The 22,208-nt window shown below is 37.5% G+C and carries 23 protein-coding genes; 8 read left to right on the top strand and 15 right to left on the bottom strand.

Annotation, left to right across the window (positions count from 1 at the left end):
- Position 1: 1 nt before the first annotated feature.
- The 4 genes from NP781_RS17080 to NP781_RS17065 are packed head-to-tail and all read right to left on the bottom strand — an operon-like array spanning position 2 to position 3,871.
- Entirely contained in the window at positions 2-1,072 is a 1,071-nt protein-coding gene (locus NP781_RS17080) for a sulfate/molybdate ABC transporter ATP-binding protein (RefSeq protein WP_257520415.1), read from the bottom strand.
- Between the two features lie 15 nt (positions 1,073-1,087).
- A complete protein-coding gene (cysW, locus tag NP781_RS17075) occupies positions 1,088-1,963 on the bottom strand; it encodes a sulfate ABC transporter permease subunit CysW (protein WP_257520414.1) in 876 nt (291 codons plus the stop codon).
- A gap of 10 nt (positions 1,964-1,973) precedes the next feature.
- The gene (gene cysT / locus NP781_RS17070) at positions 1,974-2,807 is read right to left on the bottom strand and encodes a sulfate ABC transporter permease subunit CysT (protein WP_257520413.1); all 834 of its coding nucleotides are present in this window, start codon (positions 2,805-2,807) and stop codon (positions 1,974-1,976) included.
- Positions 2,808-2,818: 11 nt separating this feature from the next.
- Entirely contained in the window at positions 2,819-3,871 is a 1,053-nt protein-coding gene (locus NP781_RS17065; RefSeq protein WP_257520412.1) for a sulfate ABC transporter substrate-binding protein, read from the bottom strand.
- Positions 3,872-4,337: 466 nt separating this feature from the next.
- Here NP781_RS17065 and NP781_RS17060 point away from each other — a divergent pair, with 466 nt between their 5' ends.
- From NP781_RS17060 to cysC, 4 genes are all read left to right on the top strand, one after another.
- Positions 4,338-5,039 (top strand): phosphoadenylyl-sulfate reductase, encoded by a 702-nt coding sequence (locus NP781_RS17060; RefSeq protein ID WP_257520411.1) that lies wholly within the window; start codon positions 4,338-4,340, stop codon positions 5,037-5,039.
- A gap of 12 nt (positions 5,040-5,051) precedes the next feature.
- A complete protein-coding gene (locus NP781_RS17055; RefSeq protein ID WP_221681293.1) occupies positions 5,052-6,116 on the top strand; it encodes a sulfate permease in 1,065 nt (354 codons plus the stop codon).
- A gap of 70 nt (positions 6,117-6,186) precedes the next feature.
- Positions 6,187-7,326: a sulfate adenylyltransferase gene (sat, locus tag NP781_RS17050; RefSeq protein WP_257520410.1), complete on the top strand. Its 1,140-nt coding sequence runs from the start codon at positions 6,187-6,189 to the stop codon at positions 7,324-7,326.
- Positions 7,323-7,916 (top strand): adenylyl-sulfate kinase, encoded by a 594-nt coding sequence (cysC, locus tag NP781_RS17045; protein WP_004228371.1) that lies wholly within the window; start codon positions 7,323-7,325, stop codon positions 7,914-7,916. The genes sat and cysC overlap by 4 nt, the downstream gene beginning before the upstream one ends.
- Before the next feature lie 44 nt (positions 7,917-7,960).
- Here the strand turns inward: cysC and mnhG are convergent, their stop codons facing one another.
- From mnhG to NP781_RS17010, 7 genes are read right to left on the bottom strand one after another with little or no spacing between them, the layout of a single operon-like run.
- Positions 7,961-8,329 (bottom strand): monovalent cation/H(+) antiporter subunit G, encoded by a 369-nt coding sequence (mnhG, locus tag NP781_RS17040; protein ID WP_004228373.1) that lies wholly within the window; start codon positions 8,327-8,329, stop codon positions 7,961-7,963.
- Positions 8,313-8,594, bottom strand: coding sequence for a Na(+)/H(+) antiporter subunit F1 (locus tag NP781_RS17035; RefSeq protein ID WP_004228375.1), 282 nt, complete (start codon positions 8,592-8,594; stop codon positions 8,313-8,315). The genes mnhG and NP781_RS17035 overlap by 17 nt, the downstream gene beginning before the upstream one ends.
- Positions 8,591-9,070, bottom strand: a complete 480-nt coding sequence (locus tag NP781_RS17030) for a Na+/H+ antiporter subunit E (protein ID WP_004228376.1) — start codon at positions 9,068-9,070, stop codon at positions 8,591-8,593. Before NP781_RS17030 ends, NP781_RS17035 begins: the two co-directional genes overlap by 4 nt.
- A 4-nt stretch (positions 9,071-9,074) precedes the next feature.
- Complete coding sequence (locus NP781_RS17025; protein ID WP_306827782.1) at positions 9,075-10,562, bottom strand: Na+/H+ antiporter subunit D; 1,488 nt, start codon at positions 10,560-10,562, stop codon at positions 9,075-9,077.
- The gene (locus tag NP781_RS17020) at positions 10,555-10,896 is read right to left on the bottom strand and encodes a Na(+)/H(+) antiporter subunit C (RefSeq protein ID WP_004228379.1); all 342 of its coding nucleotides are present in this window, start codon (positions 10,894-10,896) and stop codon (positions 10,555-10,557) included. The genes NP781_RS17025 and NP781_RS17020 overlap by 8 nt, the downstream gene beginning before the upstream one ends.
- Positions 10,896-11,318, bottom strand: coding sequence for a Na(+)/H(+) antiporter subunit B (locus NP781_RS17015; protein ID WP_004228380.1), 423 nt, complete (start codon positions 11,316-11,318; stop codon positions 10,896-10,898). The genes NP781_RS17020 and NP781_RS17015 overlap by 1 nt, the downstream gene beginning before the upstream one ends.
- Positions 11,305-13,719, bottom strand: a complete 2,415-nt coding sequence (locus tag NP781_RS17010) for a Na+/H+ antiporter subunit A (RefSeq protein ID WP_274770024.1) — start codon at positions 13,717-13,719, stop codon at positions 11,305-11,307. Before NP781_RS17010 ends, NP781_RS17015 begins: the two co-directional genes overlap by 14 nt.
- 155 nt (positions 13,720-13,874) lie before the next feature.
- On the opposite strand from NP781_RS17010, the gene NP781_RS17005 reads away from it, so the two are divergent.
- The gene (locus tag NP781_RS17005; protein WP_004228386.1) at positions 13,875-14,438 is read left to right on the top strand and encodes a DUF5366 family protein; all 564 of its coding nucleotides are present in this window, start codon (positions 13,875-13,877) and stop codon (positions 14,436-14,438) included.
- Positions 14,439-14,730: 292 nt separating this feature from the next.
- Here NP781_RS17005 and NP781_RS17000 read toward each other — a convergent pair whose 3' ends face one another.
- Entirely contained in the window at positions 14,731-16,581 is a 1,851-nt protein-coding gene (locus NP781_RS17000; protein ID WP_221681297.1) for a transglycosylase domain-containing protein, read from the bottom strand.
- A gap of 237 nt (positions 16,582-16,818) precedes the next feature.
- On the opposite strand from NP781_RS17000, the gene NP781_RS16995 reads away from it, so the two are divergent.
- On the top strand, positions 16,819-17,406 hold the full coding sequence (locus NP781_RS16995; RefSeq protein WP_004228389.1) for a peptidylprolyl isomerase: 588 nt from the start codon (positions 16,819-16,821) through the stop codon (positions 17,404-17,406).
- Between the two features lie 22 nt (positions 17,407-17,428).
- The gene (locus tag NP781_RS16990) at positions 17,429-17,641 is read left to right on the top strand and encodes a hypothetical protein (protein ID WP_004228391.1); all 213 of its coding nucleotides are present in this window, start codon (positions 17,429-17,431) and stop codon (positions 17,639-17,641) included.
- A 50-nt stretch (positions 17,642-17,691) separates the two neighbouring features.
- Here NP781_RS16990 and NP781_RS16985 read toward each other — a convergent pair whose 3' ends face one another.
- Both NP781_RS16985 and NP781_RS16980 read right to left on the bottom strand, forming a co-directional pair.
- A complete protein-coding gene (locus NP781_RS16985; protein ID WP_221681298.1) occupies positions 17,692-19,119 on the bottom strand; it encodes a magnesium transporter CorA family protein in 1,428 nt (475 codons plus the stop codon).
- A gap of 109 nt (positions 19,120-19,228) precedes the next feature.
- Positions 19,229-20,401, bottom strand: coding sequence for a MalY/PatB family protein (locus NP781_RS16980; protein ID WP_257520408.1), 1,173 nt, complete (start codon positions 20,399-20,401; stop codon positions 19,229-19,231).
- A 73-nt stretch (positions 20,402-20,474) separates the two neighbouring features.
- On the opposite strand from NP781_RS16980, the gene NP781_RS16975 reads away from it, so the two are divergent.
- Positions 20,475-20,735 carry a DUF1871 family protein gene (locus NP781_RS16975; protein WP_004228396.1) on the top strand — a complete coding sequence of 87 codons (261 nt, stop codon included), beginning with the start codon at positions 20,475-20,477 and terminating at the stop codon, positions 20,733-20,735.
- A gap of 76 nt (positions 20,736-20,811) precedes the next feature.
- On the opposite strand, the gene NP781_RS16970 is transcribed toward NP781_RS16975, so the two are convergent.
- Positions 20,812-22,152, bottom strand: coding sequence for a sodium-dependent transporter (locus tag NP781_RS16970; protein ID WP_257520407.1), 1,341 nt, complete (start codon positions 22,150-22,152; stop codon positions 20,812-20,814).
- Positions 22,153-22,208 lie beyond the last annotated feature (56 nt).

The raw sequence follows: 22,208 nt of genomic DNA, 5'->3' as shown, positions 1-22,208 counted from the left end.
TTTATATAGAATAATCTTCAGGAATAAACACCTTTAATTGTTTCGGCTTTACAAATACCTGATCGCCCACCTTCAGTTGAAGAAGATGAAATTGTTCTTTTGATAACTCCGCTTCTAAAAATTCATCAAGATCCTCACGACGTAGCTCAATTTGGACAATAGGGCCTAGTAAATGAATATGGCTGATTTTAACAGGAACCGTATCTGGAATACTTGTTTTCTCAATCTGAATATCATGTGGACGGACATAGCCTATCGCATTGTCCTCTGAATGTGTTAGGGCATCAGGTACATCAAGTACAACTTCGCCCTGCATGAGCTTACCATTATGTAAGCGACCTTTAAATAAATTGACATTGCCCAAGAAGTCATAGACAAATGGACTTTTGGGATTTGTATAGACCTCGTCTGGACTACCAATTTGCTCGATTTTGCCATTGTTCATGACCACAATACGATCTGCAACATCGAGAGCTTCCTCCTGGTCATGTGTCACAAAAATACTTGTAATATGAAATTCATCATGTAACTTTCGAAGCCAACGACGTAACTCCTTGCGTACTTTTGCATCGAGAGCTCCAAATGGTTCATCTAGTAACAGTACCTTTGGCTCTACGGCAAGCGCTCTTGCCAGTGCGACACGTTGTCGTTGCCCACCCGAAAGCTGTGTTGGAAACCGATCTGAGAAATTTTCAAGCTTCACAAGTTGCAATAATTCCATCACTTTATCTTTGATTTGTTGTTTTGAAGGTCTGCTTTTTCGAGGACGTACCTTCAAGCCATAAGCTACATTGTCAAAGACCGTCATGTGGCGAAAAAGCGCATAATGTTGAAAGACAAAGCCCACATTACGTTCCTTTGGATGGTGATCTGTGATGGATTGACCATCAAATAAAATGTTGCCAACATCCGTTGTTTCAAGCCCAGCAATCACACGTAATAAGGAGGTTTTTCCTGATCCAGAAGGGCCGAGCAGTGCTACTAGTTCCCCAGACTGAATATGTACGGATATATCCTCTAGTGCCTGAAAGGACCCATATTTTTTGGATACGTTTTGAATTTGTATACTCATTGAGACCATCTCCTTTTAACTAGATCTTGATTTCCAAGCAATAATGTCTTTCACAATTAATGTAAAGATGGCCATTACGCTCATTAAGGAAGCAACTGCAAAGGCTGCTGCAAATTGATATTCATTATAGAGAATTTCAATATGAAGTGGCATCGTATTTGTCATGCCACGAATATGACCAGATACAACAGACACAGCCCCGAATTCTCCGATGGCTCGTGCATTACATAAAATCAAACCATAGAATAGTCCCCATTTAATATTGGGTAATGTGACATACCAAAAGGTTTTAAAGCCACTTGCCCCCAATGAAATGGACGCTTCTTCCTCAGATGTACCTTGGGTTTGCATCAGCGGTATTAATTCACGTGCAACAAAGGGCAAAGTGACGAAAATTGTGGCAAGGACAATGCCTGGTAGTGCAAACACAATTTTAATATCATGTACAAACAACCAATCACCAAATAGTCCCTGTGAGCCAAACAATAAAATAAACACTAAACCTGCGATAACAGGTGAAACTGCAAAAGGTAAATCTACCATAGTAAGTAATAGATTTTTCCCCTTAAAATTAAACTTTGTGAGTGCCCAGGCAGCCATTACGCCAAAGATTGCATTGAGGGGTACAGTAATGGCTACGACGATTAAAGTAAGCTTAATAGCAGCTAATGCATCTGGATGTGTAATCGCAGCAAAGTAAACGTCGGCTCCTTTTTGAAAGGCTGTAATAAAAATAGATACTAAAGGTAGTACGATAAAGAAAGCTAAAAAAGCTAAGGCAATAAATATTAACATATAGCGAATAATACGAGGCTCCTGTAAGGCAGCAGACTGAGTAGCTGCTTTACTTTTTTCTGTACTAGCCTGCTGAATAAAAGCTGATTGTTCCATATAGTACCTCCTAATGTACAAACCGACGATTGGCTAGCCATTGTATCAAGTTAATGGTGAACAACAAAATAAAGGATGTCACAAGCATGACAACAGCTATGGCAGTTGCCCCTGCATAATCATATTGCTCAAGCTTTGTCATAATAATTAACGGCGTAATTTCCGTTTTCATCGGCATATTTCCTGCAATAAAAACAACCGAGCCATATTCACCTAAAGCGCGCGCAAAGGCCAAGGAAAAGCCAGTTAAAATAGCTGGTACTAGCTCTGGTAAGATGACTTTACGGAAGGTTTGTAAACGATTGGCTCCAAGGCTTGCCGAAGCTTCCTCAACCTCAGCACTGATATTTTGTAAGACGGGCTGGACCGTTCGTACAACAAAGGGTAGCCCGATAAAGGTTAAAGCAATAATGATGCCAAGAGGTGTAAAAGCAATTTTAAAATTAAAAAATTGACCAATCCAACCATTTGGCGCATAAAGAGATGTTAAAGCAATTCCAGCAACAGCAGTAGGTAATGCAAAAGGTAAGTCTACAAGCCCATCAATGATTCGTTTAAAGGGGAATTGATAGCGAACGAGAACCCATGCAATAGTCGTACCGAAAAAAACATTTAGTAAGCCTGCAATCAATGCAGTGCTAAAGCTTACTTTGTAGGAAGCAACAGCACGGGGATCTGTAATGATATCGATAAATGCTGACCAGCTTAAGGACATGGTATGAATGAAAATCATTGAAAGTGGTAGTAACACTAGTAAACTTACGTAAAGCATTGTATAACCAAGAGATAAATGAAAGCCTGGAATAATTCGACGCGATTTTTTAGGAATGATTAAACTGCTCATCAAAACGCTCCTTATTGTGGTACGTATATTTCATCAAAGGTACCACCGTCTTTAAAATGGTTTGCTTGTGCTTGTGACCAACCACCAAAATCATCAATGGAAACAAGTTCAAGCTGAGGGAATTGATCTTTATATTTTGCTAGAATCGTTTCACTACGTGGGCGATAATAATTTTTCGCCGCAATTTCTTGCCCTGTATCACTATATAAATGCTGTAAGTAAGCTTCAGCGACTTCACGTGTCCCTTTTTTATCTACGATTTTGTCTACAACTGCAACTGGTGACTCTGCTAAAATACTTAATGAAGGCGTGATGATTTCAAATTCATCCTTACCTAATTCATTGAGAGAGAGATATGCTTCATTTTCCCACGCAATTAAGACATCTCCAATTTTACGTTCTACGAATGTTGTTGTAGCTCCACGAGCGCCAGAATCAAGTACTTCTACATTGCTGTAAAGTGATGTCATAAATTCTTTTATTTTTGTCTCATCATTGTTATATAACTTTCCGGCATAAGCCCAAGCAGCTAAGTAGTTCCAACGTGCACCTCCAGATGTTTTGGGATTAGGTGTAATGACAGATACATCATCTTGAATCAAATCATCCCAATCTTGTATGTTTTTTGGATTGCCCTGGCGAACTAAAAAAACAATTGTAGATGTATAGGGCGTCGAATTATGATCAAATTCGGTTTGCCAATCTTTATTCAGCAGCTCACGTGTTTGAGCAATTTCATCAATATCGTAAGCCAGTGCGAGTGTCACAACGTCGGCTTCAAGACCATCTATAACTGCACGTCCCTGTTTGCCAGATCCACCATGTGATTGATTGATTGTGACGTCTTGGCCAGTATCATCCTTCCATTTTTTTATAAAATCCTTGTTGAACTCATCGTAAAGCTCCCGTGTTGGATCATAGGATACATTTAGTAGCTCTACAGACTTCTTGTCTTCCTGGCCGCTTGCTTTTTCATCTGAGTTAGCACTTCCACAGCCAGCTAAACTAAGTGTTAGAATAGTTAAAAATGCTAATGATTGGAGAACATAGCTCTTTTTTCTCATAGTTAATCCGCCCCTTTTCTGTCTTAAGAATGCAAAAAGCCATCACCCACAATGACATGACAACATTGGGTAGATGGCCTTCAGATCCTCTGATCAGCGTTTTTTTATTTAGGTCAAAGCTTTAGTAATACATTAAACATATATTTCCTATTAGTCAACAAGGAATTATGAAAAAGATTATTTATTTTGAAAATTAATGGAAGTGTCCCTAGATACCATTCATCATATGCGGCAAGGAACAAAAAAAATGGGTGTAAGGAAAAGATATTAAAAAAACCTAGTTGACTGCTTGGTGTACTTTAGTATATATTTGGTAATAAGTAGAATGATTGTGATACGAGGTAGCAACTACTAGTGAACAATCATTAAATATAGAGCTGGCTAGTCAAACTAGAGGCGTTTTAACAAAGACCTGTTTTTCCTATGTCTTTTGTTAGAACGCCTTTTTTGCTATGAGGGGGATTCGATGTTAACTTACGAAAATTGGCAAGAACCGATCATTGATTTTCAGGTTGATGATTTGTATAAGGCTGCACTAGAGGTTTTACAGTGGAGCTATCAAGAATATGGAGATGAAATCGTCTATGCATGTAGCTTTGGTATTGAGGGCATTGTCTTAATTGATCTCACTTCAAAGGTAAAGCCTAACGCTACGATTGTTTTTTTGGATACAGATGTACACTTTAAAGAAACATATGAAACCATTAATAAAGTCAAAGAAAAATATCCACAACTCAACATTGTCATGAAAAAGCCAGCCCTTACACTAGAGCAACAAGCTACACAACATGGTGACGAGCTATGGAAGTCCAACCCAAATAAGTGCTGTGATATTCGTAAGATAAAACCTTTACACGAAGCCTTATCAGGTAAAAAGGCTTGGATATCAGGCTTACGTCGTGAGCAATCACCAACACGTCAACAAACAAACTTTCTAAATCGTGACGATAAATTTAAATCGATTAAAGTTTGTCCATTGATTCATTGGACTTGGAAGGATGTCTGGCGCTATGTTTCAAAGCACAGTTTGCCATATAATCCGTTACACGATCAAGGCTATCCAAGCATCGGCTGTGAGCATTGTACGAAACCAGCATTTACAATGGAGGATTTACGTTCAGGTAGATGGCAAGGTTCTGGTAAAACTGAGTGCGGGTTACATGAATAAAGGAGTTCTGCCATGCTTGAATATTTTGCAATAGCTATTAGCTTATTTTTTGCGATGAACATAGGGGCAAGCGGAGCAGCAGCCTCAATGGGTGTTGCTTATGGGGCAGGTGCCATCAAAAAAGCGTGGCAAGCATTGCTTTTATGCGCGATAGGCGTATACAGTGGAGCTGTATTAGGCGGAGGAGAGGTAGTCAAAACGATAAGCTCAGGCATTATGCCCCAGGAATATATTACGGTAAAGGTTGTCATCATTATCTTGATTTCTGCGACAAGCTCGTTATTTTTCGCCAATCTTTTAGGCATTCCCTTATCAACGAGTGAAGTAACAGTGGGTGCTGTCGTGGGTGTAGGAATTGCCTATAAAGTTTTATTCGTCAATTCGCTGCTTGTCATTATATCATTTTGGGTGATTGTACCGCTTGTTGCCTTTGTCATTGCTCTTGTATGTGGAAAGTTATTATATAAGTTACAAAACAGAGGGCTGCTGAAAGATCGGCCAATTTTAACTGTTCTTCTCATATTAGCAGGATTTTTTGAAGCATTTTCAGCGGGTATGAATAATGTTGCCAATGCAGTTGGACCGTTGGTGGGAGCAGGAATGATGGATGTGACAACAGGCATTGTGCTTGGCGGTGCATTTGTCGCAATAGGTGCTATGCTACTTGGTAAACGAGTGCTTGAAACAAACGGTAAAAAAATAGTGCGCTTTCAAAAGGTTGAGGGCATTCTCATTTCAAGTACAGGTGCATTGCTTGTTGGCGTAAGCTCAATTTTTGGGCTTCCAGTACCCTTAACACAAGTCACTTCTTCATCCATCATTGGGATGGGGATGGCGAAAAACGGAAAGCAAATCTTCCATAAGCATATTGTGAAAAAAATTATACGTATTTGGGTTGTATCACCCATCTTTTCATTAGTCATTTCTTATTTTTTAGTGCAGTTATTTTTAGAAAAAGACTTTTATGCCATTATTTTAAATGGCAGCATTATTGTTGGGACGCTAGGGGTTATTAGTCTGATGCGTACGATGCGTGAAGAAGAGCAGTCTATCTATGATGCAGGGGAAGGCATTTAAATTGAATCATGCCATCACTAGCTCTTGACTATAAAACTTAGTATTTAACTAGAATTAGGAGGAGATTTTAATGAGTCTACAACCACATGGTGGGCTACTTGTGCAAGCATTTAATCCAGAAAAAGAAATCACATCTATTCATAAGGAAATTGAGTTGGATGCGATTTCGTTGAGTGATTTAGAGCTAATTGCTATAGGGGGTTATAGCCCAATTGAAGGTTTTTTAACACAAATAGATTATGAGTCAGTCGTGGCACAAAGTCGTTTAGCATCAGGTGTAGTATGGAGTATTCCGATTACATTACCTGTTTCAAAAGAGAAAGCGTCCATTTTACAGCCTGGTGACGAGGTAAAGCTGGTTTATGGTGATGAAGTATATGGCGTTATTGAAGTAGCAGATATTTATGAGCCGAATAAACGAAAAGAGGCTTTACTTGTCTATGGAACAGAGGATTTAGCACATCCGGGCGTTCAAAAGCTTTTTGATCGTCCTGCCATTTATGTTGGAGGAAAAATTACGTTAATTAAACGTCTTACACAAAAGTTCCCTGCTTATTCATTTGACCCAATAGAAACACGACAATTATTTGCTGACAAGGGATGGAAAACCATTGTTGGCTTCCAAACACGTAATCCAGTCCATAGGGCGCATGAATATATTCAAAAGGCAGCACTTGAAACGATTGATGGGTTATTTCTAAATCCACTTGTTGGTGAAACAAAGTCAGATGATGTATCAGCTGCTATACGTATGGAGAGCTATGAGGTTTTATTAAAAAACTATTATCCTGAAAGTCGTGTACAATTAGGTATTTTTCCAGCCGCTATGCGGTATGCAGGACCAAAGGAAGCTATTTTCCATGCACTTGTTAGAAAAAATTATGGCTGTACTCATTTTATTGTTGGTCGTGATCATGCAGGTGTTGGTGATTATTATGGCACATATGATGCACAAAAGATTTTTGAACAGTTTACTGAAGATGAATTAGGAATTGTCCCACTAAAATTTGAGCATAGCTTTTATTGTCAGCAATGTGAAGGCATGGCTACGACAAAGACATGTCCACATGATAGCTCTGCCCATGTCATTCTATCAGGAACGAAGGTACGTGAGATGCTACGAAATGGAGAAGTACCACCAAGTACATTCAGTCGTAAAGAAGTCGTAGACATTTTAATTAAAGGCATGAGTAAGGAGGTAGTGAAATGAGTTCAAACATTGTTTGGCATGAAGCCTCCATTACAAAAGAGGAACGCCGTTCAAAAAATAAACATCAAAGCTTTATTTTATGGTTTACGGGTTTATCTGCTTCAGGGAAATCATCAGTGGCCAATGCTTTTGCCCGTCGATTATTTGAAAGGAGCAATCAAGCCTTCGTATTAGATGGTGATAATGTGCGTCATGGCTTAAATAGTGACTTAGGATTCGATGAAGCAGGGCGCAAAGAAAATATTCGTCGAATAGGTGAAGTCTCAAAGCTATTTATAGAGAGCGGTCAAATTGTACTAACAGCTTTTATTTCACCTTATCGAGAAGATCGTCAGGTAGTTCGTGAACTTGTAGAGGATGGTGAATTTTTAGAGGTCTATGTAAAGTGTTCAGTAGAAACATGTGAAAAAAGAGATCCTAAAGGTTTGTATAAAAAAGCAAGGAATGCTGAAATTGCTAATTTTACAGGGATTAGCGCTCCATATGAAGAACCAATTAACCCAGAAGTTATTTTGGATACAGAACAGCATTCTATAGAAGAATGTGTGGAGCAACTGACAAATATTTTAACTGCCAAGGGATATATTTAACTAAAAAAATCTGCTCGATTTTGTAATCGGGCAGATTTTTATATTTATTTTACACCTTGTTCCTTTTTCATTCTGTCAATTTCAGGACCTAGTTCATCACGTACAGTACCTTTCCATGGCTTAACACCAGCAATATAGGAAGAACGCGTCATAATGTGTCCGCCAACAGGACCAGTGATAAAGAGGAAGAGTATCCCCAGTAAAATACGAGGGTTGAAATGATCTTCAATCAGCCAAAAGTGAAAGAATACACCGATCAGTACACACATGACGCCAAGTGTTGCACTTTTTGAAGCGGCATGGGCACGTGTATACAAATCAGGTAAACGGACAAGTCCGATAGCTGTCACGACAATAAAGAGTACTCCAACAGTAATGAAAAAGATAACTAAACTATTAGCGAGAATTGTCACGTTTGATGATATCTCCTTTCTCTATGAATTTAGAGAAGGCCATCGTACCGATAAACGATAAAATTGCTAGCAATAAAATGATTTCAAGAAAGAAGCTTGTTTCCACTAAAATCGAAAATAGTCCGATTAGGGAAATGAGTGAAACCCCAAGTGAATCCAAAGCTACAACTCGATCGGATGCGGAAGGACCTTTTACCATTCGATAAATGACCGCTATCATCGATAAGCAAATCACTACGATTACAGCAATAATAAATGTTGTCATGATTTACTCACCTCCAAAATCGCTTTCTCAAATGAATCTCGAATGGAAGCAATGGCTTCATCTGCATCATTAATATCAATTGCATGTACATACAATGTTTTCGCATCGTCTGATACATGCACTACGACTGTTCCTGGTGTTAGAGTAATAAGGCTTGATAATAAAGTGATTTCCCAGTCTTGTGTTAGAACAGTTGGATAAGCAAAAAAGGCAGGTTGCATGTCCAACTTTGGCTTTAATACTACTTTCAATACTTGAACATTTGCTAAAATTAACTCTTTTAAGAACAACAAAGTTAATTTTAGAATGGCCCATAATCGATAGACATAAAGACGCGACTTGAAAAACCTCCGCATGAGAAAGAGTAAGATTATTCCCATAATGAATCCTATGATAAAACCAGTTGCTGTGTAATTAGAGGAAAGGAACATCCAGACAAAGGCAAGTACAAAATTTAAAATCATTTGAAATGCCATAGTGCTAATCCTCCTTCATCACAGCATCTATATAGATAGATGGATCATTTAATAGTTTTGCAGCATCATCCATAAATGGCGTAATCCATTCAGAACCCACACCATATGCGACAGTAATAAGTACTAGCAACGCAGTAGGCATAAATAGCATTTTATAGGTAGATTTGTCGACGGTACCTTGTGTTTCTTTTTCCCTACCCCAAAAGGCATAGAGGAAAATACGAATCACGGATAGTAAAACAAGCAGTGAAGATGCTAAAATGAAAATACTGCTCCACATACTTCCAGCCTCAAAGCCTCCCTGAACAATTAACAGCTTTCCAACAAACCCACTAAGTGGTGGAATTCCAGCTAAGCCAAAAGCTGCTATTAAATAACACCAACCCAGTGCAGGGTATTTTTTCATTAGCCCACCCATTTTACGCAAGTCAGATGTACCAGTAATATAGATGATAATGCCGATTAACATAAAGAGTGCTGCCTTAATCAGCATATCGTGTATTAAATAAAACATAGCTCCTTTTAAAGAAGCCTCATTCATTTGAGAGACACCAAATAAAATGACACCTACTGCAATGACAATGTTATAGATAATAATGAGCTTTACATCGAAATAAGCGAGTGCTCCAATACAACCAGCCACAATTGTTGCAATAGCTAATGCCATTAGTAAATCATGTGTATAGGATAAATCATGTACAAAAAATAGTGTATAGGTACGTGTAATGGCATATACCCCAACCTTTGTGAGCAGAGCGCCAAATAGAGTTAAGACAGGGATCGGGGCTGCTGCATACGAAGTAGGAAGCCAAAAGTATAATGGGAAAATAGCTGCTTTTAGTCCAAATACCATTAAAAATAGTACGGCAATAACAGTAATAATTCCTGGTTGATTAATTTCAGCAATTTTTACCGCAATATCAGCCATATTTAATGTCCCTACTACAGAATATAAATAGGCAACGGTTATAACAAATAAGGCCGAAGAAATAACATTAATTAAAATATATTTAATAGACCCTTTCAGTTGCCCCTTCTCACCACCTAAAACGATAAGCAAATAGGAAGCCATTAACAATACTTCAAAGAACACAAATAAGTTAAAAATATCGCCTGTTGTAAAGGCACCATTGACCCCAGTTAAAATAAACATAATACCAGGGTAATAAAAGAAGCGTTCGCGTTCCTTAGTAATAGAACCGAAGCCATACCAAACAACAAATAGCGCAATAAGCAATGTCGTTGTAACGAGCAATGCAGACACCATATCAGATACCATTGTAATACCGTAAGGAACAGGCCAATTTCCAAATGTGACCTTTTGAATACCATCTTCCTTCACTTTTAAAAGCAGTGAAAGGGCAGAGAGGAGGGCTAGTCCAATCCCAAGTAATGAAAATGATCGCTGATAAGTTAGATTTTTTTGTCCAAACATTAAAATCATACCGAAGAAAAACGGGATGATTATGGGTAATAGTAGGAAGTTATTCATCCTCATCACTTCCTCTCATTAAGCTAATATCATCCGTGTTAAGCTCTTGATAGGAACGGTAGGCAAGTACAAGGAAGAATGCTGTCACCCCAAAGCTTATAACAATCGCAGTTAAAATAAGTGCTTGGGGTAAAGGATCAGCAAATGTTTTGGCTCCTTCGTTTAAGACAGGTGGAGCTTCACCACCAAGACCACCCATTGTTAAGATGAGTAGATGAGCACCATGACTTAACAGACCTGTTCCAATAATAATGCGCAATAAACTTTTTGATAAGATTAAATAGACCGCTGCCATAAAGAGAAAGCCGATCACAAATGCCATAATTATTTCCATTATTCATCCTCTCCAATCGTTTGAATAATGGTCATCGTAACGCCGACAACAACCAAATAGACACCGCTATCAAAAAGCATAGCCGTGTGTAATGACTGTTTGCCTAGAAGCGGTAAATCGAAATAATCAAAGAAATGTGTGAAAAACGGTTTGCCCACAAACATTGGGTATGCCGCAGTAGCAAGGGCTAATAGTAAGCCAATGGCTGTTAAATATGTGTAATTAATCGGTAGAATATGGCGGACTGTGTTGATATCATAGGCTAACACTAAAAGAACAAGTGCACTTGATGTTAACAGACCACCAACAAAGCCTCCACCAGGCGTATAGTGACCAGCTAAAAAAATATGAATGGAGAAGAAGAAAATAATGAAAAATACAATTTTAGCTGTAAATTGTATTATCACATCATTTGTTTTCATGAGTGTTCTCCTTTCTATTCATACGTAACTTAATCATAGCTAAGATGCCCATGCCAGCTATGCCGAGTACTGTAATTTCAAACAATGTATCGAAACCACGATAGTCTACTAAAATTACGTTTACAATATTTCCGCCACCAGCTAATGAATAGACGGTTTCCTCGTAGTACTTAGCAATAGAGGGAATTAGTTTTTGGGAATGAGCTGATAACGCAACAAGTGTTACCATCACACCAACTGCAATGGAAACAATGGCACGATTTAACTGGAACCTCATTCGCTCCTCGCGTTTACCAAGCTTAGGTAGATGGTAAAATGCTAATAAAAATAGTGCTACTGAAATCGTTTCTATAACGAGCTGTGTCAACGCTAAATCAGGTGCGTTAAAAATGACAAAGAATAAGGCTACTGTATAGCCAACAGTACCAAGCCCAATAATGGCCGTTAATCGTGATTTTGCCAAAATGGTGATGCCAGTACCAATTAATAAGACAATGATCAAGATAATTTCGTATAGATTAATTGGTGAGGCTCCTTGGAATGAAATATTAAATGCATCTTTCACAAATAGAGAGCCGATAACAATAATAGTTATTCCGCTAAACATATAGAGTAAATAGTGACGCATAGAACCTGTCATATAGCGTCTAGATAAACGATTTAAGCCAACATCTAATCCCTGCATGATTTTGTCATAGGCATTGTTTAATGTTAACGCTTGTGGGAATCGTTGATACATCCCTTGCCATTTTGGTAAGGCAACAAATAACAATACGCCAACTATTATAATTCCAATAGTCATCAGTAGCTCAGGAGTGATCTTACCATGCCAAGCAGATACATGAATATCAACAGCTTGAGGCGAATCATACAAAAATGGCTGTATCGCTTGAACGGCTGGTTTTACAAAGGTATTACCTATAAAGTTTGGAATAAAGAAGATTGTCACAACTAAAGCCGCTAAAAGCATAGGAGAAATTAGCATACCAATCGGCGCCTCATGTGGTTTATGAGGTAACTGCTCCGGTTTGTAATTTCCATTAAATGTTCGGAAAACAAAATAGAAGCTATAGATAAATGTAAAAATACTAGCAATCCACGCAACAATAGGGAAAAGTGCTCCCCATGTTTCAAAGCCGAAAAATTCAAACTTTTGAAGTGCAAGCATGGCTGTTAAAAACATTTCTTTACTTAAGAAGCCATTAAATGGTGGAAGACCAGCCATTGATAAACTTCCTATTGCAGCCACAGTAAAACTAATTGGCATAATACTCATTAAACCACCGAGTTTACGAATATCTCGAGTTCCTGTTTCATGATCAACAATACCCGCAATCATGAAGAGACTGCCTTTAAATGTTGCATGATTAATAAGGTGGAAAATGGCAGCAAATGCAGCAAACTTAATGGTATCGACTGAGCCATTTGCATGAAAAGCAACAGCACTTGCCCCAAGTAGTGACATAATAAGCCCAAGCTGACTGACTGTAGAGAATGCTAGAATACCTTTTAAATCAGTTTGCTTGACTGCAAAGAAGGAACCCCAGAATAAAGTTAAGATACCGACACCTGTTACAAGCCAGACCCAAAGCTCAGAGGCTGCAAATATCGGCGTAAATCGTGCAACTAAATAGATACCTGCTTTAACCATTGTAGCTGAGTGAAGGTATGCACTTACTGGTGTTGGCGCCTCCATGGCATCTGGTAACCAAATGTAGAATGGGAATTGCGCGGATTTTGTAAATGCTCCCAAGAGTAATAGGACAAGTGACCAAGTAAATAAAGGCTGATCTACTAAATTTGGTGCCATGACAATCAATTCTCGAATGGAATAGGTTCCTCCCATTAAATAAAGAAGAACGAAGCCACCTAGCATCATTAAGCCGCCGCCAACTGTAATCATCATAGACTTTAATGCACCGAAGCGTGAGGCATCTCTATTATACCAATAGCCGATGAGTAAAAATGATGATATGGATGTTAGCTCCCAGAAGAAATAGAGTGTAATTAAATGATCTGATTGTACTACTCCCAGCATGGCTGACATAAATAACAGTAAGTAAACATAAAAGTTATGTAATTTTTCTTTATGTTTATCTAAGTAAAAAATGGAGTAAAGCACTACTAACGAGCCAATTCCAGTAATGAGTAATGAGAATAATAAGCTAAGTCCATCTAAATATGAGATGATGGAAATATTAAGCGATGGAATCCAAGGTAGCTCTGCAGTAAATACCTCACCTTTAGCAACTTGAGCAATATATGTTGCATAAATAACAGCAAGCGTAACAGGTACAGCAAGAACAAACCAACCTGTGTGAATATTATTCATGCGTTTATATAATAATGGCACTAATATTGCAACAAGCATTGGAATAAAAATATAAAGTACTTGTAACAAAAAAACCCTCCTTTATGCAGGTAAGTAAATCAATTATAACGTACTTTAATTGAGAATGCATATGTACTATAGGGATTTAGCTTGCGGTCATTGGAGAATTTTCGTTATATTATAAATAGGAAGTTATCAATAAAAATAGAGGAAAAAAATTTTTTATGAAGAACCCATATATCTATGGTTATCTACCATTAATTACAATTTTATTGTTTAGTTTGACATTTGGGATGTATGCTGTTGGTAAATCTTTGCAGATTTTTCAAGCCATCGGTGTGTATTCAGGAATGCGAGAGTTTTTATCAGATTTTGAATTACGTGTATTTCTTCTTATCGTCTTTGCCATTGTTTTTTTTATGTTATTTTCTGCTCTTAAACTTGTAGGCGAAACTATTCATGAAGTAGGAATGCTGTTCTTTTCAAAGGACAACGAAGGAGCCACAGTTAGTCAGGCTCGAGGTGGCTATATTATTTTATTTGTAGGTGCTATGTGTTCTGCATTTGCCATCCAATTTATTTATGTTTTAATAGGTATTTTTGTCATAACGATATTTACCTACTTTATTTATCTGATTTATAAAATGAGCCATTTTATATCAATGGGTGGCACAATCGGACTATTAATCTTTGAGCTTTTTATGTGGACGATTCTTTTAACATTAATTGTTTATGTCGTATTAAAGCTATATAATGGCATTTTGGCAAGTTTGCCATTTGCAAATTAAGACATACTATTAAAATAGTGATGTTAATAGCAGAAAAAGCGAGTTTGCAAGGCGAGGGGTTGATTTCCGTTACGCCAGCTAAGTCCCCTAGGAGTGACGCTGGCTCCACCCCAATTAGTAATGTGTAAAAGTGTCTTTTCTTTATTTTCATACTAGCTGTAGTAAACAAAATAACTCATTATCTGTATGATTAGAGAGGGATAACCTTTCCCAAAAATTTTATTGATCGTTTTGTTTTTTAACACTATGAAAAGGTAATAGTCTCAGTGACTACTACCTTTTATTTGTTTTACTATTCAAGCAACACATTAAATAATTGATGATGAATTTTGTACTCTTCTAATTGCTGCATCGATTGAGGTTTATCATACCCTAGCCATACAGCAGCAGTATATTCATTATTGAGTCCAGCAAGCCAGTAGTCACGATAGTCATTCGTTGTCCCTGTTTTTGCACCAACGTAGCTGCTGTTACTATAGACACCTTGACCCGTACCGTTTGCTACAACATCCGCAAGGAGTTCACGCATGTATTTTACTGTTTTAGGAGACCAAATTTGTTCACGCTGTGAATCCCAACTATAAAGCTCTGTTCCATCTATTGCTGTGACTTTGCGAATACTATGAGCAAGTACATAAGAGCCATCAATAAAACTAGTATAAGCATCTGCTAGTTCTAATGCTGTTACACCATAAGTTAGTCCTCCTAATGATGCGGCATAATTATAATCTTTCTCTACAATCGAGCGGAAGTGAAAGCGATTAAGGTAATGAAAGGCTGTCTCGACGCCAACGGTTTGAAAGAGACGAAGTGCTGATGTATTATAGCTATGTCGAAAAGCAGTACGAATTGACACGTCACCATACGTATAGCCCCCATAGTTTTGTGGACAAAACGAGCCCACACAATAACGCCCACCATTGACAATCGAATCAGGTGTATGAGATGTTGTTTCGAAGAATGGTGCATAGACTGCCAGAGGCTTAAAAGCTGAGCCTGGCTGACGTGTTCCTTGGAATGCACGATGGAAATCAAATTTTTCATAGTTTTTTCCTGCATACAGACTGACTATTTCTCTTGATTGGTTTTCAATGGCTGCACCTGCTGCTTGCAATGGGTTAGTACCTAAAATAGCTGACATTTTTTCCTCATCATGCTGCTGTTTAGTAGGATCAAGTGCTGTGTGAATGATGAGTCCATTTTGAAATAAAGTATTGAGTCGATTGTCTAATTGTGCTTTAATTTTTTTCTTTTCTTCCTCATTATCTGTAGAGCTTAGTCGATCCGCATAACCTTCTTTTTCTGCAATAAGCCATTTTAGCTCTTGAAGAACATAAGTGCTATACATTGGATAACTTTGAATTTTATCTTTCACATTTAATGTAATGGGATCAGCTTTATAGTCTTTTGCCTCTTCCTCTGTAATAGCCCCATTTGCTGCAAGGGTATCTAACAAACGCTCTTGCCTTGCTTTAGTTTGATCATAATTCTTTAAAGGATTATAAAGGGAAGGGTTATTTGGGATAGCAGCAATGAAGGCTATTTCAGCTATGGATAATTCTTGGAGTGGCTTTTGAAAATAATAGGTGGCTGCTCCGCCAATGCCATAGACTTGATTACTGAAATAGGACTCATTTAGGTACATCGTTAAAATGGCTTCTTTATCAAATTCTTTTTCTAATTCATATGCATAAAAAAGCTCTGTTAATTTTCGTTCATATGTTTTTTCTTCAGATAAATAACGCATTCGAACAAGTTGCTGTGTGATTGTACTACCACCTTGAGAGGTTGTGTTGCTATTTGAATTGGCTACAACTGCACGAATAATCGCACTTAAATCAAAGCCAATATGCGTATAAAAATCAGCATCCTCACTGGTAATGAATATTTCCTGGGCAATTTGTGGAATTTCCTGTAAACTTAGTGGCTGCCGCCATTCGACATATTCCTCACTAAATGTTTGCCCATTTCGATCAATAAGGGTAACAGGTAGCTGGGCCACTACCTCAGGTAAATGTATAGCATTAGTCATTTGTTCCTCATGTGCTTGTGCAATATTGATTTCTGTTTTAATGTTTGTGCTAATCCACCATAAAGCAGGAAGGGATAGTACTATAATAAAAAAACCAAAAGCCTTTTTCATGTGTGCCTCCACTCTTTCTATAAATCCTTCATCAGAATAACATATTTTGGATTGATTCCAAATACTCGCTCAGACCTATTTACATAGTTTTAAAAATGAATAGTAAAAGTGCAAAAATCGTCAATACTTAGATGGAGAAAACCAGTAGGAAGTATGTTAGACTAAAATGAGGTCAGAAAAGGTGCAAGGGCATCTTTTTCATTGAAACTGAAATTTATCATTAAAGGAGAGACTTCCATGTTTCCACAGTTAACAACAGACGTACAAGCAGGCGAAGTGCTTGTAGAAATGAACACAACATTAGGTGCTATCAAAATTAAATTATTCCCAGAGCACGCACCGAAAACGGTTGAGAATTTTTTAGGTCATGCTAAATCAGGCTACTATAACGGCATTATTTTCCACCGTGTTATTCAAGACTTTATGATCCAAGGTGGCGACCCAACTGGTACTGGTATGGGCGGAGAATCAATTTGGGGTAATTCCTTTGAAGATGAGTTCTCAGAGCAATTGTTTAACCTACGTGGAGCGCTTTCAATGGCAAATGCAGGTCCAAACACAAATGGTTCTCAATTCTTTATTGTACAAATGAAGCACCTTCCAAGTGATATGCTTCGTCAATTACAAGGGGCGGGCTTCCCTGAAGAGATCATCGAAGCTTATGCTCAAAATGGTGGTACACCTTGGTTAGACCATAAACACACAGTATTCGGTCATGTAGTAGAAGGTATGGACATTGTGGATAAAATTGCAGATGTGGAAAAAGATTTCCGTGACAAGCCATTAGAAGATGTGAAAATTGAGTCAATTACAGTCTTTGAATAATACGTATAAGGACGTGTAGAACATGCAGAACTTTATGTATCAATTTTTATATTTCCCAGAAGATAAATCAGGTTATATTCCAGCAGCATTTGAATTTTTAATTATGCTTATTTTATGTATTATCGTTTTTACGCTTTTCAGAAAAATTTCTAAGAAACAAGAATTAAAATCAAAAGAAATTGAAGCACGTATTTTAGCAGAAAAGAAAAACACAAACAATCAACAGAATATATAAGAAAAAGAATCCGCTTGCCACAGAGGGCGAGCAGATTCTTTTTTATTGTATCAATTTTTTTTAAAGCGTCGGATAGTATTTTGCAGGGCCTTGACGGCAGTGAAACAAACCAGTACAAGTGACAAGCCAATCCCACTCAATGCAGTAATAAACGCTACCCACTCAAAGAGTGTATAACTACCGATGCTATCGAAATCACTGCTATCTTTCCAACCTTCAATGACTAAGTTCATCCCATAAATGCCGGATACCACTGTAAAGACTGTTAAAATAAATAGTAAATTATTACTTCGATTATCGGATTGATCTTCCTGTGTTCGATACAAACTATTCAATGTTTCTTTCGTTTCTACATAATGTTCATTTATACGGAAGAACTTTCGTAACAATTGAGCAATTTCTCTACCTTCTGTTCGTACGATGACTTCTTCAAAATAATAGCGTGCAGAAAATTTTGTAATCAGCTCGATTAGTTCATTGACAACCTGTTTATCTTTGCCCCACTTTATTTCACTATACTCATAGGAAAGCTTTAAGAGCATCATTTTATAAAAATAATGAATGAACAAATTGTAATAGTGTGTACCCATAAATTCTTGAATACTATGTGTACATTTGGCAAACGGCCTATTTGTAATCGTTATTTGTGCTTGTGACGAGGTGATAATATAACTGTTAGGAGCCCAGCGTGTATGGGCATGCTCTTGTACATAATTAGAGATATATGGAGGATTAGTGCTAGAAATAAAAGGTTTGCCAGCAGGAGTCCTACCGTCTACTTGCCCTAATCGAAATAAATGCTCGGGTATAATTTTAGCTTCTTCCTCTGCAATTAAATAAGCTGAGGCAAACATTCTCTCATCTTCAAAGAAAGGTAAGCCTTCATAGCTATGGTCTTGTTGATGTAATAGAAAGGGTTTTAAATAAGGTATAAAATACTTAAATAATAATTCACTCGTAGAAGAACAATGACCAAATGAAAAATGATGACTTGCACCTTTCTCCTCTCTTAGTTTAGCCTCTAATACTCTAAAATAGTGAATAAAATTTAATATATCACTTAGATCATGTGATTGATCTATAATATTTGTTCTTACTGTTATAATCCCATTCCCAAAAGGACATAATGTCACATCAATACTCATCACTTCGTAATCATAATTGATTTGACTTTCTTGAAGATGTAAGGCGCCTTGTGTATAAAAAGCTTTCGAAAAACGAATAAAGTCAGGGTTATTCATATCGTTCGGAAATAATTTATCCTCCAAAAAAGGATAGAAAAATTGGGCAAGTTCCTCATGTATAATCGTCATATCACCATAAAAAGCGTCTTCAAGAGATGTATTTTTTAAGGTGAAAAAGGAAAAGCCCTCGTTTAGTAGTACATCACTGATTTTTTGACGATTTTTTTCGGAATAGGCGAAGGGAAATAGGAATGTCATATAAGCACGTTTAATCGTTAATGGGACAATGTCCATGTAAAATCACCTCTTTATAAATCCGATTGATAAGAACCTTTTCCACAAAATTTTGATTTTAAACATAGAAAAAGGATATCTCCAAGGGAGAGATATCCTTTCAACCATTTTATTGCGCAAAGACCTTTTTAAAACGCTCGACTCCATCCTTCACAGTATCAAATGAACAAGCAACATTCATACGTAGGAAGCCACGACCTTCTTCTCCGTATTTTGTACCTGGTTCTAGAGCAAGCTTTCCGATTTCAAGTAAGCGGTTCATGATCTCCTTCTCTTCAAGCGCTAGCTCTCGGTAATCAATCCAGATTAAATAAGTGGATTGAGGAATCGTAACACGAATACCTGGAATCTGCTCTAACTCAGCTTTCACATATTCCATATTGGCAGAAATATAAGGGAGTAATTCATCTAACCAAGGAGCCCCTTCTGTGTATGCTGCATGAAGGGCAACGGAGGCAAATGTATTTAATGAGCCTTGACCACTTGCCATATTGATGGCCTCTAGCTTCAAGCGTTTTTTCTTATCTGTTACGATCATATATGAAACTTGAATTCCTGCTAAGTTAAATGTTTTTGTAGGAGCCATACACGTAACAATGCGATTGATTTCATCACCTGCAACTTTAGCTAAAGGAATATGTTTATCCCCATTGATCATTAAATCAGCATGGATTTCATCAGAGATAATAATGACATCATATTTAGCACAAAGTCGTACAATTTCCTTTAAAGTAGCTTCATCCCATACATAGCCTCCTGGATTATGCGGGTTACATAGTATGTAAGCTTTCACATCTTGAGCTAATGCCTGCTCGAAGGCTTCAAAATCATAGACAAACAACCCGTCTTTTTCTGTTAATGGACAGCTCACAACTTCACGACCATTACTTTTTGGTATGTTAAAGAATGGCGGATAAACTGGAGGTGAAATGAGTACTTTGTCACCAGGGTTAGTTAGGGCAACAACGCTGTTAGCTAATGCAGCCACCACACCATTACAGAATAGGATGGCTTCTTTCTCAATGTGCCAGTTATGGCGAGTATTTTGCCAGTCTATAATGGATTGAATCGCTTCTTCACTCATATAACTATAGCCAAAAATAGTATGTTCAGCATGTTGTTGTAAAGCCTTTGAAACGGCTATTGGAGCAGCAAAATCCATATCGGCTACCCACATTGGCAAGATATCTGAGGCATCGTTTAGGCCATAAACCTTTTCCATTGCGTCCCATTTGACAGAGTTTGTACATCGACGTTTGATAGTTTGATCAAAAATAGACAAGTAAAATCACTCTTTTCTTTTTTTTTTACTATGGTATCATACGAGTATGATCAAAGGATAATAGGTGAGTATTTTGGAAAATATAAAAATGAATCAAGCAGCTGTCCATCTGCTAGAGGAGTGGGATCCATTCCACTTAGGTCCAGACCATTATGATACAGAAACAGCAGATGTAGTTGCAGCACTGCAAGGGATTGATGATCCATCAACACTTGCAAAAGTTATTCAAGAAACATATGAGCATTCGTTTGAGCAATGGATACCGTTTGAAGATTGTGTAGCCATTTCTTACAAACTAATTGCCATTAAATTTGAAGCGAAATGTATTATTTAAAATATTTTGCATATTCCTTATAAAAAAGGGGTTGTCAATGGACAACCTCTTTTTTAATGTATCATGAGGCTAATACTTATTTAAATAAAGGCAAAATCCCCTGGATGAAAATAATAAAAATGGCGAGTGGGGAGACGTAGCGAATTAAAATGTACCAAATATTAAACAAGAAGCTAGACGCAGCTAATTCTTTACGTGAAATATCCCTTGTATAATAATAACCTGCAAAAATTGAAATCAACATAGCTCCAATCGGCATACCGATGCTATTAGTCATAAAATCAACAAAGTCAAAAATAGAGCGATCTACTATTTTTATATCTGCTAATATACCAAATGAAAGGGCACTTGGAATACCAAAGATGAAAATAATGATTCCACCAATCCAAGCAATTTTTCTGCGTTTTTCTGTTTTATCACCAATTGCGATTGCCACGACTATTTCTAACATGGAAATGGAAGAAGTGACTGTAGCAAAAAGCAATAGAATGAAGAAGATTATTAAGAATAAGCCACCAAGAGGTAACTGCTCGAATACAGCTGGCAAAATAATGAATACTAAGCCTGGCCCTTGATCAGGCGTATAACCAAGCGCAAACACTGCTGGGAAAATAACAAGTCCTGCAAGTAAAGAGATAATAATATTCATAGATGCTACATTAATCGCAGAGTTACCAATCTTCTCTGTTTTAGATAAATAGGAAGCATATGTAATCATAACCGCAATACCTACACTTAATGAGAAGAAAGCTTGTCCTAAGGCCATTAAAAATGTTTCAGCATTCAAATAGGACCAATCAGGTACAAACATAAATTTAACGCCTTCCATAGCCCCGTCTAAAGTTAGAGAGCGAATAACTAGGACAATAAAGAAAATAAAGAGGAGAGGCATCATCCATGTGCTGGCTTTTTCAATTCCACCCTTAATACCTGCTGACACAATGACTACTGTTAATAACATAAATAGTCCTTGTACAAGTACTGCTTCAAAGGGGCTTGAAATAATATCGCCAAATAAATCAGCGTAGTTGAAGTCAGAGCCAGCATTCGTTAGCTTAAATGTAAAGGCACGACCCAAGTAGCTTAAAATCCATCCACCAACAACGCTGTAGAATGATAAGATAAGACCTGCGATTACCATACCGCCCCAGCCAATCAAATACCATGGCTTCCCTGGCGCTTGTTCCTTAAAGGAAGTGACGGCATCCTTTTGACCACGACGACCAATCATGAACTCAGCAATGAGTACGGGTAAGCCAATAAAGAAAGTACATAAAATAAATAATAAAATAAAGACACTACCGCCATTCGTACCCGCCATATAGGGGAATTTCCAAATGGCTCCTAATCCTATAGCACTTCCTGCGGCAGCTAAAATAAACCCAATTTTTGTTGTAAATTGATCCCTCGATGACACGAAAATAAATCCTCCTTATACTAAAGTATTATTTTACCTCAATATTCTCATAACAC

Source organism: Lysinibacillus sp. FN11 (genome assembly GCF_024628845.1).
Lineage (GTDB): Bacteria > Bacillota > Bacilli > Bacillales_A > Planococcaceae > Lysinibacillus > Lysinibacillus capsici.
The sequence above is the reverse complement of the archived record's forward strand: the minus strand, read 5'-3'. Positions and strand labels throughout refer to the sequence as shown.